Source organism: Frigoribacterium sp. R86507 (assembly GCF_044597695.1).
Taxonomy (GTDB): Bacteria; Actinomycetota; Actinomycetes; order Actinomycetales; family Microbacteriaceae; genus Frigoribacterium.
This window is the reverse complement of sequence record NZ_CP139002.1, coordinates 744,110-756,542: the sequence shown is the minus strand read 5'-3', so window position 1 is coordinate 756,542 and position 12,433 is coordinate 744,110. Positions and strand designations below refer to the sequence as shown.

The 12,433-nt window shown below is 66.7% G+C and carries 23 protein-coding genes; all 23 read right to left on the bottom strand.

Going from position 1 to position 12,433, the window contains the following annotated elements:
* Positions 1 to 4: 4 nt before the first annotated feature.
* The 23 genes from rplO to SJY14_RS03660 all read right to left on the bottom strand — a co-directional run bounded on the left by rplO (position 5) and on the right by SJY14_RS03660 (position 12,335).
* Complete coding sequence (gene rplO / locus SJY14_RS03770; protein WP_083396354.1) at positions 5 to 640, bottom strand: 50S ribosomal protein L15; 636 nt, start codon at positions 638 to 640, stop codon at positions 5 to 7.
* A complete protein-coding gene (gene rpmD, locus SJY14_RS03765; RefSeq protein ID WP_043593338.1) occupies positions 640 to 825 on the bottom strand; it encodes a 50S ribosomal protein L30 in 186 nt (61 codons plus the stop codon). The genes rplO and rpmD overlap by 1 nt, the downstream gene beginning before the upstream one ends.
* Positions 825 to 1,565 carry a 30S ribosomal protein S5 gene (gene rpsE / locus SJY14_RS03760; RefSeq protein ID WP_043593339.1) on the bottom strand — a complete coding sequence of 247 codons (741 nt, stop codon included), beginning with the start codon at positions 1,563 to 1,565 and terminating at the stop codon, positions 825 to 827. The genes rpmD and rpsE overlap by 1 nt, the downstream gene beginning before the upstream one ends.
* A complete protein-coding gene (gene rplR, locus SJY14_RS03755; protein ID WP_043593341.1) occupies positions 1,562 to 1,933 on the bottom strand; it encodes a 50S ribosomal protein L18 in 372 nt (123 codons plus the stop codon). The genes rpsE and rplR overlap by 4 nt, the downstream gene beginning before the upstream one ends.
* A gap of 2 nt (positions 1,934 to 1,935) precedes the next feature.
* On the bottom strand, positions 1,936 to 2,472 hold the full coding sequence (gene rplF, locus SJY14_RS03750) for a 50S ribosomal protein L6 (RefSeq protein WP_043593343.1): 537 nt from the start codon (positions 2,470 to 2,472) through the stop codon (positions 1,936 to 1,938).
* Positions 2,473 to 2,478: 6 nt separating this feature from the next.
* Positions 2,479 to 2,877 (bottom strand): 30S ribosomal protein S8, encoded by a 399-nt coding sequence (gene rpsH / locus SJY14_RS03745; protein WP_043593344.1) that lies wholly within the window; start codon positions 2,875 to 2,877, stop codon positions 2,479 to 2,481.
* 141 nt (positions 2,878 to 3,018) lie between these two features.
* Positions 3,019 to 3,606 carry a 50S ribosomal protein L5 gene (gene rplE / locus SJY14_RS03740; protein ID WP_043593346.1) on the bottom strand — a complete coding sequence of 196 codons (588 nt, stop codon included), beginning with the start codon at positions 3,604 to 3,606 and terminating at the stop codon, positions 3,019 to 3,021.
* Positions 3,606 to 3,965, bottom strand: a complete 360-nt coding sequence (gene rplX, locus SJY14_RS03735; RefSeq protein WP_043593348.1) for a 50S ribosomal protein L24 — start codon at positions 3,963 to 3,965, stop codon at positions 3,606 to 3,608. Before rplX ends, rplE begins: the two co-directional genes overlap by 1 nt.
* Before the next feature lie 3 nt (positions 3,966 to 3,968).
* A complete protein-coding gene (gene rplN, locus SJY14_RS03730; RefSeq protein ID WP_043593350.1) occupies positions 3,969 to 4,337 on the bottom strand; it encodes a 50S ribosomal protein L14 in 369 nt (122 codons plus the stop codon).
* 34 nt (positions 4,338 to 4,371) lie between these two features.
* The gene (rpsQ, locus tag SJY14_RS03725; RefSeq protein ID WP_071256223.1) at positions 4,372 to 4,668 is read right to left on the bottom strand and encodes a 30S ribosomal protein S17; all 297 of its coding nucleotides are present in this window, start codon (positions 4,666 to 4,668) and stop codon (positions 4,372 to 4,374) included.
* Positions 4,668 to 4,991 carry a 50S ribosomal protein L29 gene (rpmC, locus tag SJY14_RS03720; RefSeq protein ID WP_054145424.1) on the bottom strand — a complete coding sequence of 108 codons (324 nt, stop codon included), beginning with the start codon at positions 4,989 to 4,991 and terminating at the stop codon, positions 4,668 to 4,670. The genes rpsQ and rpmC overlap by 1 nt, the downstream gene beginning before the upstream one ends.
* The gene (gene rplP, locus SJY14_RS03715; protein WP_043593355.1) at positions 4,991 to 5,410 is read right to left on the bottom strand and encodes a 50S ribosomal protein L16; all 420 of its coding nucleotides are present in this window, start codon (positions 5,408 to 5,410) and stop codon (positions 4,991 to 4,993) included. Before rplP ends, rpmC begins: the two co-directional genes overlap by 1 nt.
* 2 nt (positions 5,411 to 5,412) lie before the next feature.
* Entirely contained in the window at positions 5,413 to 6,192 is a 780-nt protein-coding gene (gene rpsC, locus SJY14_RS03710) for a 30S ribosomal protein S3 (protein WP_043593357.1), read from the bottom strand.
* The gene (rplV, locus tag SJY14_RS03705) at positions 6,192 to 6,584 is read right to left on the bottom strand and encodes a 50S ribosomal protein L22 (protein WP_043593358.1); all 393 of its coding nucleotides are present in this window, start codon (positions 6,582 to 6,584) and stop codon (positions 6,192 to 6,194) included. Before rplV ends, rpsC begins: the two co-directional genes overlap by 1 nt.
* A gap of 25 nt (positions 6,585 to 6,609) precedes the next feature.
* Positions 6,610 to 6,891, bottom strand: a complete 282-nt coding sequence (gene rpsS, locus SJY14_RS03700; RefSeq protein ID WP_043593360.1) for a 30S ribosomal protein S19 — start codon at positions 6,889 to 6,891, stop codon at positions 6,610 to 6,612.
* A 12-nt stretch (positions 6,892 to 6,903) separates the two neighbouring features.
* Positions 6,904 to 7,743 (bottom strand): 50S ribosomal protein L2, encoded by an 840-nt coding sequence (rplB, locus tag SJY14_RS03695; RefSeq protein ID WP_054145423.1) that lies wholly within the window; start codon positions 7,741 to 7,743, stop codon positions 6,904 to 6,906.
* A gap of 18 nt (positions 7,744 to 7,761) precedes the next feature.
* Complete coding sequence (gene rplW / locus SJY14_RS03690; RefSeq protein WP_043593363.1) at positions 7,762 to 8,061, bottom strand: 50S ribosomal protein L23; 300 nt, start codon at positions 8,059 to 8,061, stop codon at positions 7,762 to 7,764.
* The gene (gene rplD / locus SJY14_RS03685; RefSeq protein ID WP_054145422.1) at positions 8,058 to 8,720 is read right to left on the bottom strand and encodes a 50S ribosomal protein L4; all 663 of its coding nucleotides are present in this window, start codon (positions 8,718 to 8,720) and stop codon (positions 8,058 to 8,060) included. Before rplD ends, rplW begins: the two co-directional genes overlap by 4 nt.
* Before the next feature lie 3 nt (positions 8,721 to 8,723).
* Positions 8,724 to 9,374, bottom strand: a complete 651-nt coding sequence (gene rplC / locus SJY14_RS03680; RefSeq protein ID WP_167599061.1) for a 50S ribosomal protein L3 — start codon at positions 9,372 to 9,374, stop codon at positions 8,724 to 8,726.
* A 16-nt stretch (positions 9,375 to 9,390) separates the two neighbouring features.
* A complete protein-coding gene (gene rpsJ, locus SJY14_RS03675) occupies positions 9,391 to 9,699 on the bottom strand; it encodes a 30S ribosomal protein S10 (RefSeq protein WP_043593369.1) in 309 nt (102 codons plus the stop codon).
* Between the two features lie 397 nt (positions 9,700 to 10,096).
* Positions 10,097 to 10,936, bottom strand: a complete 840-nt coding sequence (locus SJY14_RS03670) for a DarT ssDNA thymidine ADP-ribosyltransferase family protein (protein ID WP_054145421.1) — start codon at positions 10,934 to 10,936, stop codon at positions 10,097 to 10,099.
* Between the two features lie 103 nt (positions 10,937 to 11,039).
* Complete coding sequence (locus SJY14_RS03665) at positions 11,040 to 12,032, bottom strand: DNA topoisomerase IB (protein WP_396599821.1); 993 nt, start codon at positions 12,030 to 12,032, stop codon at positions 11,040 to 11,042.
* 90 nt (positions 12,033 to 12,122) lie between these two features.
* Complete coding sequence (locus SJY14_RS03660; RefSeq protein WP_071256222.1) at positions 12,123 to 12,335, bottom strand: Rv0909 family putative TA system antitoxin; 213 nt, start codon at positions 12,333 to 12,335, stop codon at positions 12,123 to 12,125.
* Positions 12,336 to 12,433 lie beyond the last annotated feature (98 nt).

Here is a 12,433-nt window from a genome sequence, read left to right as displayed (position 1 = left end):
ATTTTTACTTGCTGACGGACCCGCCGGCGGCGACGATCTTGTCTTCGGCGGAGCCGGAGACCTTGTCGACCGCGACGGTGAGCTTGACGCTCAGATCGCCCTGTCCGAGGACCTTGACCTTCTCGTTCTTCCGAACGGCACCCTTGGCGACGAGGTCACCGACGGTGACGTCACCACCCTGGGGGTAGAGCTCGTTCAGCTTGTCGAGGTTGACCACCTGGTACTCGACGCGGAACGGGTTCTTGAACCCGCGCAGCTTCGGAGTACGCATGTGGAGCGGCATCTGGCCACCCTCGAAGCCGACCTTGACCTGGTACCGGGCCTTCTGACCCTTGGTGCCACGACCGGCCGTCTTACCCTTCGAGCCCTCACCACGACCGACGCGCGTCTTCGCCTTCTTGGCACCGGGAGCCGGACGAAGGTGGTGCACCTTGAGCACCTGGGGACGCGCGACGTCGTCGGAGGACGTCGTCGAGGCGGGAGCGACCTTGGTGGTCGACCCCGTCGAAGCAGCGGCCTTGTCGGCTGCCGGCTTCTTGGCTGCGGCCTTGGGAGCTGCTGCCTTGGTGGTCGTCGCCTTGGGGGCGGCGGCCTTCTTCGGGGCGGCCTTCGCGGCGGCCTCGTTCTTCTCGTCAGCCATTAGTCAATCTCCTCGACCTTCACGAGGTGGGCGACCGTGTTGACGTAGCCGCGGTTCTGCTTGGTGTCCTCGCGAACGACCGACTGGCCGATGCGCTTGAGGCCCAGGCTCCGCAGCGTGTCACGCTGGTTCTGCTTCTCGCTGATTACGGACTTGATCTGGGTCACCTTGAGGTTGGCGGCCATCAGGCACCTGCCTTCTCGGTTGCGGCGGTACGAGCTGCCTGCTCGGCACGGACCATGAAGGCCGGCATGACAGCGTCGATGTCGAGTCCACGACGGGCGGCGACGGCGCGCGGCTCTTCGAGCTGCTGCAGCGCCTCGACCGTGGCGTGGACGATGTTGATCGTGTTCGACGAACCGAGCGACTTGCTCAGGACGTCGTGCACGCCGGCGCACTCGAGCACGGCGCGGACGGGACCACCGGCGATGACACCGGTACCGGCCGAAGCCGGACGCAGCATGACGACGCCGGCAGCGGCCTCGCCCTGCACGGGGTGCGGGATCGTGTTGCCGATGCGCGGGACGCGGAAGAAGTTCTTCTTGGCCTCTTCGACGCCCTTGCTGATGGCCGTGGGGACCTCTCGGGCCTTGCCGTAGCCGACACCGACCAGGCCGTTGCCGTCACCGACGACGACGAGCGCGGTGAAGCTGAAGCGACGACCGCCCTTGACGACCTTCGACACGCGGTTGATCGTGACGACGCGCTCCAGGAACTGGCTCTTGTCGTCACGGTCGCCGCGTCCGCGGCCACCCTGGTTGCGGTCACCGCGACCCTGGCCGCCACGGCGGTCGGTGCGACCACCCTCGCGGTTGTTCGACTCCGAGCCGGCAGCGGTCTCGACGGGACGCTCGACGACGGCCTCAGCCGGCGCCTTGGTCGCTTCGGTCTCTGCGGGGGGAGTGGTGTTCGTAGCGTCGCTCACAGGTTCAAACCAGCCTCTCGGGCGCCTTCGGCGATGGCCGCGACGCGTCCGGCGTACTTGTTGCCGCCGCGATCGAACACGACGGCCTCGATGCCCGCAGCCTTCGCACGCTCGGCGACGAGCTCGCCGACCTTGCGGGACTTCGCGGTCTTGTCACCGTCGAACGTGCGCAGGTCGGCCTCGAGGGTCGATGCGCTGGCGACGGTGAAGCCCTTGCTGTCGTCGACGACCTGCACGAAGACGTGCCGGGCCGAACGGGTGACGACGAGACGGGGGCGCTCTTCGGTGCCCACGACCTTCTTGCGCAGGCGGGTGTGACGGCGCTTGGTGGCAGCCGACTTGCTTTTTCCTCGTGTACCGAGACCCATGATTACTTACCTGACTTTCCGGCCTTGCGGCGGACGACCTCGCCGGCGTAGCGGACACCCTTGCCCTTGTAGGGCTCGGGCTTGCGCAGCTTGCGGATGTTGGCAGCCATCTCGCCGACGGCCTGCTTGTCGATCCCGACGACGGTGAGCTTGTTGTTGCCCTCGACCGTGAAGCTGATGCCCGCGGGCGGCTCGACGGTGATGGGGTGCGAGTAGCCCAGGGCGAACTCGACGTTCGAGCCCTTGGCCTGGACGCGGTAGCCGGTTCCGACGACCTCGAGGCCCTTGGTGTAGCCCTCGGTGACGCCGATGATCTGGTTGGCGATCAGGGTGCGCGTGAGGCCGTGGAGCGAACGCGACTCGCGCTCGTCGTCCGGACGGGTCACGACGACCGTGCCTTCTTCGATCTTGGCTTCGATGGGGCTCTTGACGACGAGCGACAGCTCACCCTTGGGGCCCTTGACGCTGACGGCCTGGCCGTCGATCTTCACGTCGACCCCGGCAGGGATCGAGATGGGGAGTCTTCCGATTCGAGACATGACGAGTTACCACACGTAGGCGAGGACTTCTCCGCCTACGCCCTTCTTCTGGGCCTCACGGTCGGTCAGCAGACCGGAGGAAGTCGACAGGATGGCGACACCGAGGCCACCGAGCACCTGGGGGATCTCGGTCGACTTGGCGTAGACGCGGAGGCCGGGCTTCGACACGCGCTTGATGCCCTTGATGGAGCGCTCACGGGCGGGGCCGTACTTGAGGTCGATCGTGAGGGTCTGGCCCACGCGGGCGTCTTCGACCTTCCACGACTCGATGAAACCCTCGCGCTTGAGGATCTCGGCGATGTGGGACTTGAGCTTGCTGCTCGGGAGCGACACGGTCTCGTGGAAAGCCGAGTTCGCGTTGCGCAGTCTGGTCAGCAGGTCTGCGACCGGATCTGTCATCGTCATGCGGTTTGTCACTTTCTCGTCCGGTTTCGACATCCGGTACACCGGGTGCCGACCTGGGCGATCGATTGGTCGACGAGCGGTTCTCGTCGACCTCAGGGGAACGGCCGGCAACTCTTCGAGAGAGTTGCCGACCGGACGATCTTAGTTGGCCGAGTCGGCCGAACGGAACGGGAACCCGAGCGCCTTGAGCAGCGCGCGACCTTCGTCGTCGTTCTTGGCGGTCGTGACGACGGTGATGTCGAAGCCACGGACGCGGTCGATGCGGTCCTGATCGATCTCGTGGAACATGCTCTGCTCGTTGAGACCGAAGGTGTAGTTGCCGTTGCCGTCGAACTGGCGGTCGCTCAGACCACGGAAGTCACGGATGCGCGGAAGCGCGAGCGACAGCAGTCGGTCGAGGAACTCCCAGGCGCGGTCGCCGCGGAGCGTGACGTGAGCACCGATGGGCTGGCCCTCGCGGAGCTTGAACTGCGCGATGGACTTGCGAGCCTTGGTGACCTGGGGCTTCTGGCCGGTGATGGCCGTCAGGTCCTTGATGGCACCGTCGATGATCTTGCTGTCGCGAGCGGCCTCACCGACACCGGTGTTGACGACGATCTTCACGAGTCCGGGCACCTGGTGCACGTTCGTGAAGCCGAAGTCCGACTTCAGCTGCTCGATGATCTCGGCGCGGTACTTGGCCTTCAGCCGCGGGAGGGCCGTGGCGGCCTGCGTGGTGGTGTCGGTCATCAGAGGTTCTCACCAGACTTCTTGGCGTAACGGACGCGAACGGTCTTGGACACGCCGTCCTTGGTGACCGTCTCTTCGCGGAAGCCGACGCGGGTCGGCTTCTTGGTCTTGGGGTCGACGACGGCGACGTTCGACACGTGGATCGGTGCCTCGTGCGTCTCGATGCCACCGGTCTTGGAACCGCGCTGGGTCTGGCCGACACGCACGTGCTTGGTGACGAAGTTGACGCCTTCGACGACCACGCGGTTGCGCTCGACGAGCACCTCGAGGACCTTGCCCTGCTTGCCGCGGTCTCCGCCGCGGGCCTGCGAGGCACCGGTGATGACCTGCACGAGGTCACCCTTCTTGATGTTTGCCATGACTTAGATAACCTCCGGCGCCAGCGAGATGATCTTCATGAACTTCTTGTCGCGGAGTTCGCGACCGACCGGTCCGAAGATGCGGGTTCCGCGGGGGTCTCCGTCGGCCTTCAGGATCACTGCGGCGTTCTCGTCGAACTTGATGTAAGAGCCGTCCGGACGACGGACCTCTTTCTTGGTGCGAACGATGACGGCCTTGACGACGTCACCCTTCTTCACGTTGCCACCGGGGATGGCGTCCTTCACCGTGGCGACGATCACGTCACCCAAGCCGGCGTAACGACGGCCGGAGCCACCGAGGACGCGGATGGTGAGGATCTCTTTTGCCCCAGTGTTGTCGGCGATCTTGAGGCGGGATTCTTGCTGAATCACTTGTGTCTCCTTCTACGCAAGCAGGCCGCGAGGCCTACTTCGCCTTCTCGAGGATCTCGACCAGGCGCCAGCGCTTGGAGGCGCTGAGCGGACGGGTCTCGCTGATCACGACGAGGTCGCCGACACCGGCCGCGTTGGCCTCGTCGTGGACCTTGACCTTGGACGTGCGGCGGATGACCTTGCCGTACAGGGGGTGCTTCACGCGGTCCTCGACCTCGACGACGATGGTCTTCTCCATCTTGTCGCTGGTGACGTAGCCGCGACGCGTCTTGCGGTAGCCGCGGACCTCGACGGCAGCCGAGTCGACCTCGGTCTTGTTCTCGGTGGCCATTACTTGCTCTCCTCGGCGGTCTCGTCAGCCGTCTCGGCCGGCTTGTCAGCCTTCTTGGTCGACTTCTTGGCAGCCTTGGGGGCCGCCTCGACCGGGGCGGGGGTGGCACGGATGCCGAGCTCGCGCTCACGCAGGACCGTGTAGATGCGAGCGATGTCGCGCTTCACGGCACGCAGGCGGCCGTGGCTCTCGAGCTGGCCGGTGGCCGACTGGAAGCGGAGGTTGAAGAGTTCTTCCTTCGCCTTCTTCAGCTCATCGACGAGACGCTCGTCTTCGAATGTGTCGAGCTCGACAGGACGGAGCTCCTTGGAACCGATCGCCATTATGCGTCGCCCTCCTCGCGCTTGATGATGCGTGCCTTGAGGGGCAGCTTGTGGATTGCGCGAGTGAGCGCCTCTTTGGCGATCTCCTCGCTCACGCCGCTGAGCTCGAAGAGCACGCGACCCGGCTTGACGTTCGCGACCCACCACTCGGGCGAGCCCTTACCGGAACCCATGCGGGTCTCGGCGGGCTTCTTCGTGAGGGGACGGTCGGGGTAGATGTTGATCCACACCTTTCCGCCACGCTTGATGTGACGCGTCATCGCGATACGAGCGGACTCGATCTGACGGTTAGTCACGTAAGCGGGCGTGAGGGCCTGGATGCCGTACTCACCGAAGCTGACCTTGGTGCCACCAGTGGCCTGGCCACTGCGGCCGGGGTGGTGCTGCTTGCGGTGCTTGACACGACGGGGGATAAGCATGGTTACGCCTCAGCTCCTGTGGTGGCGGGTGCCTTCTGCTCGCGGGGAGCGCGGTCGCCCCCGCCGCGGCGGGCGCCGTCACGGTCGTTGCGGCGCTCGGGGCGAGACGACTTCTGGTTCGCCTGCTCGCGCGCGAGCTCCTTGTTGGTGATGTCGCCCTTGTAGATCCAGACCTTGACACCGATGCGACCGAAGGTGGTCTTGGCCTCGTAGAAGCCGTAGTCGATGTTGGCGCGGAGGGTGTGCAGGGGGACGCGACCCTCGCGGTAGAACTCCGAGCGGCTCATCTCGGCGCCGCCGAGACGGCCCGACACCTGGATGCGGACACCCTTGGCACCGGCACGCTGAGCACCCTGGAGCCCCTTGCGCATCGCGCGACGGAACGCCACGCGAGCAGCGAGCTGCTCGGCGATGCCCTGGGCGACGAGCTGGGCCTCGGCCTCGGGGTTCTTGACCTCGAGGATGTTCAGCTGGATCTGCTTGCTCGTGAGCTTCTCGAGGTCGCCGCGGATGCGCTCGGCCTCGGCGCCACGACGACCGATCACGATGCCCGGACGGGCGGTGTGGATGTCGACGCGGACACGGTCACGGGTGCGCTCGATCTCGATCTTGGCCACGCCGGCGCGGTCGAGCGAGGTCTTGAGCAGGGTGCGGATCTTGACGTCCTCGGCGACGTAGTCGCTGTAACGCTGTCCCGGCTTGGTGCTGTCGGTGAACCACCGCGACACGTGGTCGGTGGTGATGCCCAGACGGAAGCCGTACGGGTTGACTTTCTGGCCCATTACTTGCTCGCCTTCTTCGTAGCGTCGGCAGCCTCGACCTCATCAGGCGTCGAGAGGACGATCGTGATGTGGCTGGTGCGCTTCAGGATCTTGAAGGCGCGGCCCTGTGCACGCGGCTGGAACCGCTTGAGGGTGGCGCCCTGGTCGACGAATGCACGACTGATGTACAGGTCCTGCTCGTCGAGGTAGCTGTTCGAGGCGTCCGCCTTGACCCGAGCGTTGGCCATGGCCGACGCGACGAGCTTGTAGACGGGCTCGCTGGCGCCCTGAGGCGCGAACTTCAGGATCGCCAGAGCCTCGGCGGCCTGCTTGCCGCGGATCAGGTTGACGACACGACGGGCCTTCATGGGGGTGACGCGGATGTGACGCACGCGTGCGATCGACTCCACCATTTCTCTCCTCCTTCACGTCGCCGCGTTAGCGGCGACGACCCTTCTTGTCGTCCTTCACGTGACCACGGAAGGTGCGGGTGGGCGCGAACTCACCGAGCTTGTGGCCGATCATGCTCTCGGTCACGAACACGGGGATGTGCTTGCGTCCGTCGTGCACGGCGATGGTGTGCCCAAGCATGTTGGGGACGATCATCGAACGGCGCGACCAGGTCTTGATGACGTTCTTGGTGCTGGCCTCGTTCTGCGAGACGACCTTGCGAAGCAGGTGGTCGTCAACGAAGGGGCCCTTCTTAAGACTGCGTGGCATCTTCTACAACTCCTACTTACGCTTCTTGCCAGCGTTACGACGACGGACGATGAGCTTGTCGCTCTCTTTGTTGGGGTGACGCGTGCGGCCCTCTTTCTGGCCCCACGGGCTGACCGGGTGACGTCCACCGGAGGTCTTGCCCTCACCACCACCGTGCGGGTGGTCGACGGGGTTCATGGCGACACCACGCACGGTCGGGCGGACGCCCTTCCAGCGCATGCGGCCGGCCTTACCCCAGTTGATGTTCGACTGCTCGGCGTTGCCGACCTCGCCGATCGTGGCGCGGCAGCGGGCGTCGACGTTGCGGACCTCGCCCGACGGCAGACGGAGCTGCGCGTAGGGGCCGTCCTTGGCGACGAGACGCACCGACGCACCGGCCGAGCGGGCCATCTTCGCGCCTCCACCGGGCTTGAGCTCGATGGCGTGGATGACGGTACCGACCGGGATGTTCTTGAGCGGCAGGTTGTTGCCGGGCTTGATGTCGGCGGCGGCACCCGACTCGACGACGTCGCCCTGCTTCAGCTTGTTCGGCGCGATGATGTATCGCTTGGTGCCGTCCACGAAGTGCAGGAGCGCGATGCGAGCCGTGCGGTTGGGGTCGTACTCGATGTGAGCGACCTTGGCGTTGACGCCGTCCTTGTCGTTGCGACGGAAGTCGATCACGCGGTACTGGCGCTTGTGGCCACCACCGATGTGACGGGTCGTGATGCGACCGGCGTTGTTGCGGCCACCGGACTTCGAGAGCGGGCGCAGCAGCGACTTCTCGGGCGTCGAACGCGTGATCTCCGCGAAGTCGGCGACCGACGAACCGCGGCGACCCGGGGTCGTGGGCTTGTAGTTACGAATTGCCATGATTTATGCCTCTGCTCCCTAGCCGACAGCCGTGAAGATGTCGATGGAACCGGACTTCAGCGTGACGATGGCGCGCTTGGTGTCCTTGCGCTTGCCGGTGCCGAAGCGGGTGCGACGGGTCTTGCCCGTTCGGTTGAGCGTGTTGATGCTGTCGACCTTGACGTCGAAGATCTTCTCGATGGCGAGCTTGATCTCGGTCTTGTTCGAACGCGGGTCCACGAGGAAGGTGTACTTGCCCTGGTCGATCAGGGAGTAGCTCTTCTCGGAGACGACGGGCGCGATGATGACGTCGCGGGGGTCTTTTCCGTAGCCGCTCATGCGGTGGCCTCCTTCTTGGTCTTCGAGGCGACGAAGCCGTCGAAGGCGCTCTTCGTGAAGACGATGTCGTCGCTGACGAGGACGTCGTAGGCGTTCAGCTGGTCGAACGTGATCACGTGGACCGTGGGCACGTTGCGGACGCTCTTGAGGGTCAGCGTGTCGTCGCGGTCGGTGACGACCAGGACGTGCTTGCTCGAGGCGATCGACGCGAGCAGGTCGAGGGCGACCTTGGTCGAGATCGAGTCGGCGACGAAGCTCTCGACGACGTGGACGCGGGCGCCACGAGCGCGGTCGGACAACGCACCGAGCAGGGCTGCGGCGATCATCTTCTTGGGGGTGCGCTGGGCGTAGTCGCGGGGCTGCGGACCGTGGACGATGCCACCGCCGGTCATCTGAGGAGCGCGGATCGAACCCTGACGGGCGCGGCCGGTGCCCTTCTGCTTGAACGGCTTGCGGCCGGCGCCGGAGACCTCGCCGCGACGCTTGGTCTTGTGCGTGCCCTGACGGGCGGCGGCCTGCTGGGCGACGACGACCTGGTGGATGAGCGGGACGTTCGTGACGACGTCGAACAGCTCGACGGGGAGCTCGACCGTGCTGGTCTTCTGGCCCTTGGCGTCGACGACGTCGACCGAGGTGGCCGATGCGGTAGTGGTGGCCATGAGCTACTTCCCCTTCACGGCGGTGCGGACGAAAACGATGCGGCCACGAGCACCGGGGACGGCGCCCTTGACGAGCAGCAGACCCTTCTCGGCGTCGACGGCGTGCACCGTGAGGTTGAGGATGGTGACGCGCTCGCCACCCATGCGACCGGCCATGCGCATGCCCTTGAAGACACGGCTGGGGGTCGAGGAGGCGCCGATCGAACCGGGCTTGCGGTGGTTGCGGTGCGCACCGTGCGATGCGCTGACGCCCTTGAAGTTGTGACGCTTCATGACACCGGCGAAGCCCTTGCCCTTGGAGGTTCCGACGACGTCGACCTTCTGGCCGGCTTCGAAGGTGTCGACCGTGAGCTCTTGACCGAGTGCGTACTCGGCGGCGTCGGCGGTGCGGACCTCGGTGAGGTGGCGGCGGGGCGTGACGCCCGCTGCGTCGAAGTGACCCGTGGCGGGCTTGTTCGACTTGCGGGGGTCGATCTGGCCGGCCGCGATCTGGACGGCGGTGTAGCCGTCCTTCTCGAGCGAGCGGACCTGGGTCACGACGTTCGGGGCGATCTCGACGACGGTGACGGGGACGAGCTTGTTGTTCTCGTCCCAGACCTGGGTCATGCCGAGCTTCTTGCCGAGCAGGCCCTTGACGTTCTTGGTGGTGCTGATGGTCATGGTCGCCCCCCTACAGCTTGATCTCGATGTTGACGTCGGCAGGCAGGTCGAGACGCATGAGCGAGTCGACGGCCTTCGGCGTCGGGTCGACGATGTCGATGAGGCGCTTGTGCGTGCGCTTCTCGAAGTGCTCGCGCGAGTCCTTGTACTTGTGGGGCGAACGGATCACGACGACCACGTTCTTCTCGGTCGGGAGCGGCACGGGGCCGACGACCGTAGCGCCCGCGCGGGTGACCGTGTCGACGATCTTGCGCGCGGAAGTGTCGATGACCTCGTGGTCGTACGACTTAAGTCGGATGCGGATCTTCTGTCCCGCCATGTGTGACTCTCTCTCGTTCGGACGTCGCGCACCTCGGGGGCCGCCTGACGCTGTTCGCTGGGCGAACATCTGTTGGCACTACGTGTCTCTCGCGTACCGCTGTTCTTGTGTCAATCCATCTGCCGAAACCGGTCGGTGCCCGCGAGGAAGGACCCGGGGAGGGCCATCTTCGCCACCGCCACCTGCACCCAGGGCTTCGCCCCGGCGCACCGCGACCGATGGCCACGGCGATGGTTTCGTTGTGAGATGTGTCCTGCTACCCGCGGCCCAGACGCCTTGCGTCTGTGCACTGCCTGGCAGTGATCCGACACCCGGCGCAGAGGCCAGGCTCGAAATGTTGAACTAGACGATTTTGCCACACGCCTGCATTTGCTGCAACCCGGGCGTGTCGCGGATCTCAGACCGCTTCGACGACCGGGGCCGGCCGGAACCACGGCGGGTAGACGGCGACGCGCGGTGCGTCGGCACCCAGCTCGGCGAGCGTGTCCTTCACGGCGTCGCGGACCTTGTCGTTCGGGACGCCCACGAGGGTCACCGAGGAGAAGGGCACCGAGCCGGGGACGAGCACTTCGGGTCCGAGCAGATCGGGGTCCTTCAGGCTGAAACGGCGGACCATCGACGAGGCGTCGTCCAGTCCCGCGGCCGCGCGGACGCCCTCGACGGCTGCGTCGCCCTCGGTCACGACGAAGTCGTCGCCGAGGGAGGCTACGGGCACGACGAGCATGACGAAGTCGATGGCGCGGGCCTCGCGTGCGGCATCGGACCATTCGTAGCCCTCGGCGCCGGTACGGACGGCGTCCCAGGCGGTCGCGTGGGGCGACAGCGAGAACGGCACGTGGGCGGCGACGGGCTGACCCGAAGCGGTCGTGACGGAGGCGCGGAGGGCCCGCGTGGCCTCGGAGCTGACGTCGAGCACGGGAGTCGCACCCGCCTGCAGGGCACCGGCCTCGAGGATGGCGGGCAGATTCGACACGTGGGTCCAGTGGTAGGCACGCTGGGTCGAGAACTCGGGGACGGGAGTGGCAGCCGACTGGGCGGCCACGGCCACGGCGGCCGAGTCACGGGCGAGCGCGGGCGTGCTGCGCAACGACTCGGGCTTGCGGTTGGAGGGGCGGCGGCGGGTGGTGACCGACCGTGCGGCGGTCGAGGGCATGCCGTCGGCGACGCCCTCGCGCTTGCGGGGAGCACAGATGTCGCACAACTCTCGCTCGAATCCGTGGATGCACTCGTCAGTCACTGCAGTTGTTCCTCTCGGGCGCCCCGAACGGGACGCGACCCTCTAGGTTACGTCACGACGGGGGCCGCCCGCAGACCGAGGGCGACGACGGCAGCCCGCGGGCTCAGCGGAACAGCAGGGCCCGGACCTCGGATTCTGCCGCGTGCAGGCGGGCCGGGTCGATGGTCTCCCCGTGACGGTACGCGTCGACCAGTCGGGGATCGACGTACGAGGACTTCGCGATGGCCGGGGTGTTGCCGAGCACGGCGGCGGCGTCGCGCATCGCCTGCGCGAGGGACCTCGCCTGGCGGGAGGCCGCCGCCTGCGGCCCGGAGCGGGCCAGGCTGACGGCGGCGGCGACGGTCCCGTGCAGGGTGCGGAAGTCCTTCGCGGTGAACTCGTCACCCGCCTTGTCCTTGACGTACTCGTTGATCTCGGTCGCTCGCAGCGGGTGCCAGGCCGCGCGCGCCTCCTCCGCTCCCCCGACGTCGGCCTTCCAGGCGAGCAACCGGGCCCGCCCGCCACGCCGTTTCAGGCTGCGGACGACGGAGGCCAGGTCGGCGTCGCGGATCTCGGAGTCCCAGTCCTGACCGCTCTTGCCGGGGAAGGCAAGCGACACCGTGTCGCCGGAGACGGTCGCGTGAGCACAGAGCAGGGTCGAGAGCCCGTGGCTGCCGTGCTCCTGCGCGTAGCGCTCGGACCCCACACGTAGGGAGCCGGTGTCGAGCATGCGGAAGGCGGCGGCCAGGACGCGCTCTCGCCCGGCACCGTCGAGGCGGAGGTCGCGCGTCACGAACCGGCGGGCGGTCGGCAGCGACTCGGCGAGGGCGAGGGCACGGTCGAACTTGATGCGATCCTTCTGCTCACGCCAGGTCGGGTGGTAGATGTACTGACGCCGACCTGCGGCGTCCACGCCCGTGGCCTGGATGTGGCCGTTGTCGTACGGCGAGATCCAGACGTCGGTCCAGGCCGGTGGGATCGCGAGGTGCTCGATGCGGCCCCGTAGTTCGACGTCCGCGACGGCAGTCCCGTCGGCGGTGCGGTACGAGAATCCTCGTCCCGCTCGGACCCGGGTCAACCCGGGTCGACTCGAATCGGTCCTCCGGAGGCGCGGCATCGGTCGAGTGAACACCGCCCGTCGCCGAGGGGGCTGGGCGGGGTACAGCGAAGCCCCCGTCGGGGAGACGGGGGCTTCGCCGGGGACGACCTACTGGTTGCCGAGCTTCTTGTCGGCCTGCTCTTTCGCCTGGCGGATCTTGTCGGTGTGCTTGCCACCGGTGGCCTTGTCGGCCGCGGACGCGACGGCGTCGAGGATGTTGTCGCTGACTCCCTCGGCCTTCTCGCTCTTGAGTGCGTCCTGCACCTTGCCGTCCTTGAGGAAGGCCTGGGCCTTCTTGGTGATGTCGTCGAAGCCTGCCATGACGTCCTCCCGTCGGCGCCGGACCGTCCGGCGTCCGTTCCATCGTGCTCCGGGAACGCGAAAGAGGTCAGACCCCGAAGGGCCTGACCTCTTTCGTC

Excerpts from the sequence above, each read along its gene's own strand:
- rplO (WP_083396354.1), bottom strand. The coding sequence starts at position 640 with ATGGCTGACGAGAAGAACGAGGCCGCCGCGAAGGCCGCCCCGAAGAAG.
- rpmD (WP_043593338.1), bottom strand. The coding sequence starts at position 825 with ATGGCCGCCAACCTCAAGGTGACCCAGATCAAGTCCGTAATCAGCGAG.
- rplR (WP_043593341.1), bottom strand. The coding sequence starts at position 1,933 with ATGGGTCTCGGTACACGAGGAAAAAGCAAGTCGGCTGCCACCAAGCGC.
- rplF (WP_043593343.1), bottom strand. The coding sequence starts at position 2,472 with ATGTCTCGAATCGGAAGACTCCCCATCTCGATCCCTGCCGGGGTCGAC.
- rpsH (WP_043593344.1), bottom strand. The coding sequence starts at position 2,877 with ATGACGATGACAGATCCGGTCGCAGACCTGCTGACCAGACTGCGCAAC.
- rplE (WP_043593346.1), bottom strand. The coding sequence starts at position 3,606 with ATGACCGACACCACCACGCAGGCCGCCACGGCCCTCCCGCGGCTGAAG.
- rplX (WP_043593348.1), bottom strand. The coding sequence starts at position 3,965 with ATGGCAAACATCAAGAAGGGTGACCTCGTGCAGGTCATCACCGGTGCC.
- rpsQ (WP_071256223.1), bottom strand. The coding sequence starts at position 4,668 with ATGGCCACCGAGAACAAGACCGAGGTCGACTCGGCTGCCGTCGAGGTC.
- rpmC (WP_054145424.1), bottom strand. The coding sequence starts at position 4,991 with ATGGCGATCGGTTCCAAGGAGCTCCGTCCTGTCGAGCTCGACACATTC.
- rplP (WP_043593355.1), bottom strand. The coding sequence starts at position 5,410 with ATGCTTATCCCCCGTCGTGTCAAGCACCGCAAGCAGCACCACCCCGGC.
- rpsC (WP_043593357.1), bottom strand. The coding sequence starts at position 6,192 with ATGGGCCAGAAAGTCAACCCGTACGGCTTCCGTCTGGGCATCACCACC.
- rplV (WP_043593358.1), bottom strand. The coding sequence starts at position 6,584 with ATGGTGGAGTCGATCGCACGCGTGCGTCACATCCGCGTCACCCCCATG.
- rpsS (WP_043593360.1), bottom strand. The coding sequence starts at position 6,891 with ATGCCACGCAGTCTTAAGAAGGGCCCCTTCGTTGACGACCACCTGCTT.
- rplB (WP_054145423.1), bottom strand. The coding sequence starts at position 7,743 with ATGGCAATTCGTAACTACAAGCCCACGACCCCGGGTCGCCGCGGTTCG.
- rplW (WP_043593363.1), bottom strand. The coding sequence starts at position 8,061 with ATGAGCGGCTACGGAAAAGACCCCCGCGACGTCATCATCGCGCCCGTC.
- rplD (WP_054145422.1), bottom strand. The coding sequence starts at position 8,720 with ATGGCCACCACTACCGCATCGGCCACCTCGGTCGACGTCGTCGACGCC.
- rpsJ (WP_043593369.1), bottom strand. The coding sequence starts at position 9,699 with ATGGCGGGACAGAAGATCCGCATCCGACTTAAGTCGTACGACCACGAG.
- SJY14_RS03665 (WP_396599821.1), bottom strand. The coding sequence starts at position 12,032 with ATGCCGCGCCTCCGGAGGACCGATTCGAGTCGACCCGGGTTGACCCGG.
- SJY14_RS03660 (WP_071256222.1), bottom strand. The coding sequence starts at position 12,335 with ATGGCAGGCTTCGACGACATCACCAAGAAGGCCCAGGCCTTCCTCAAG.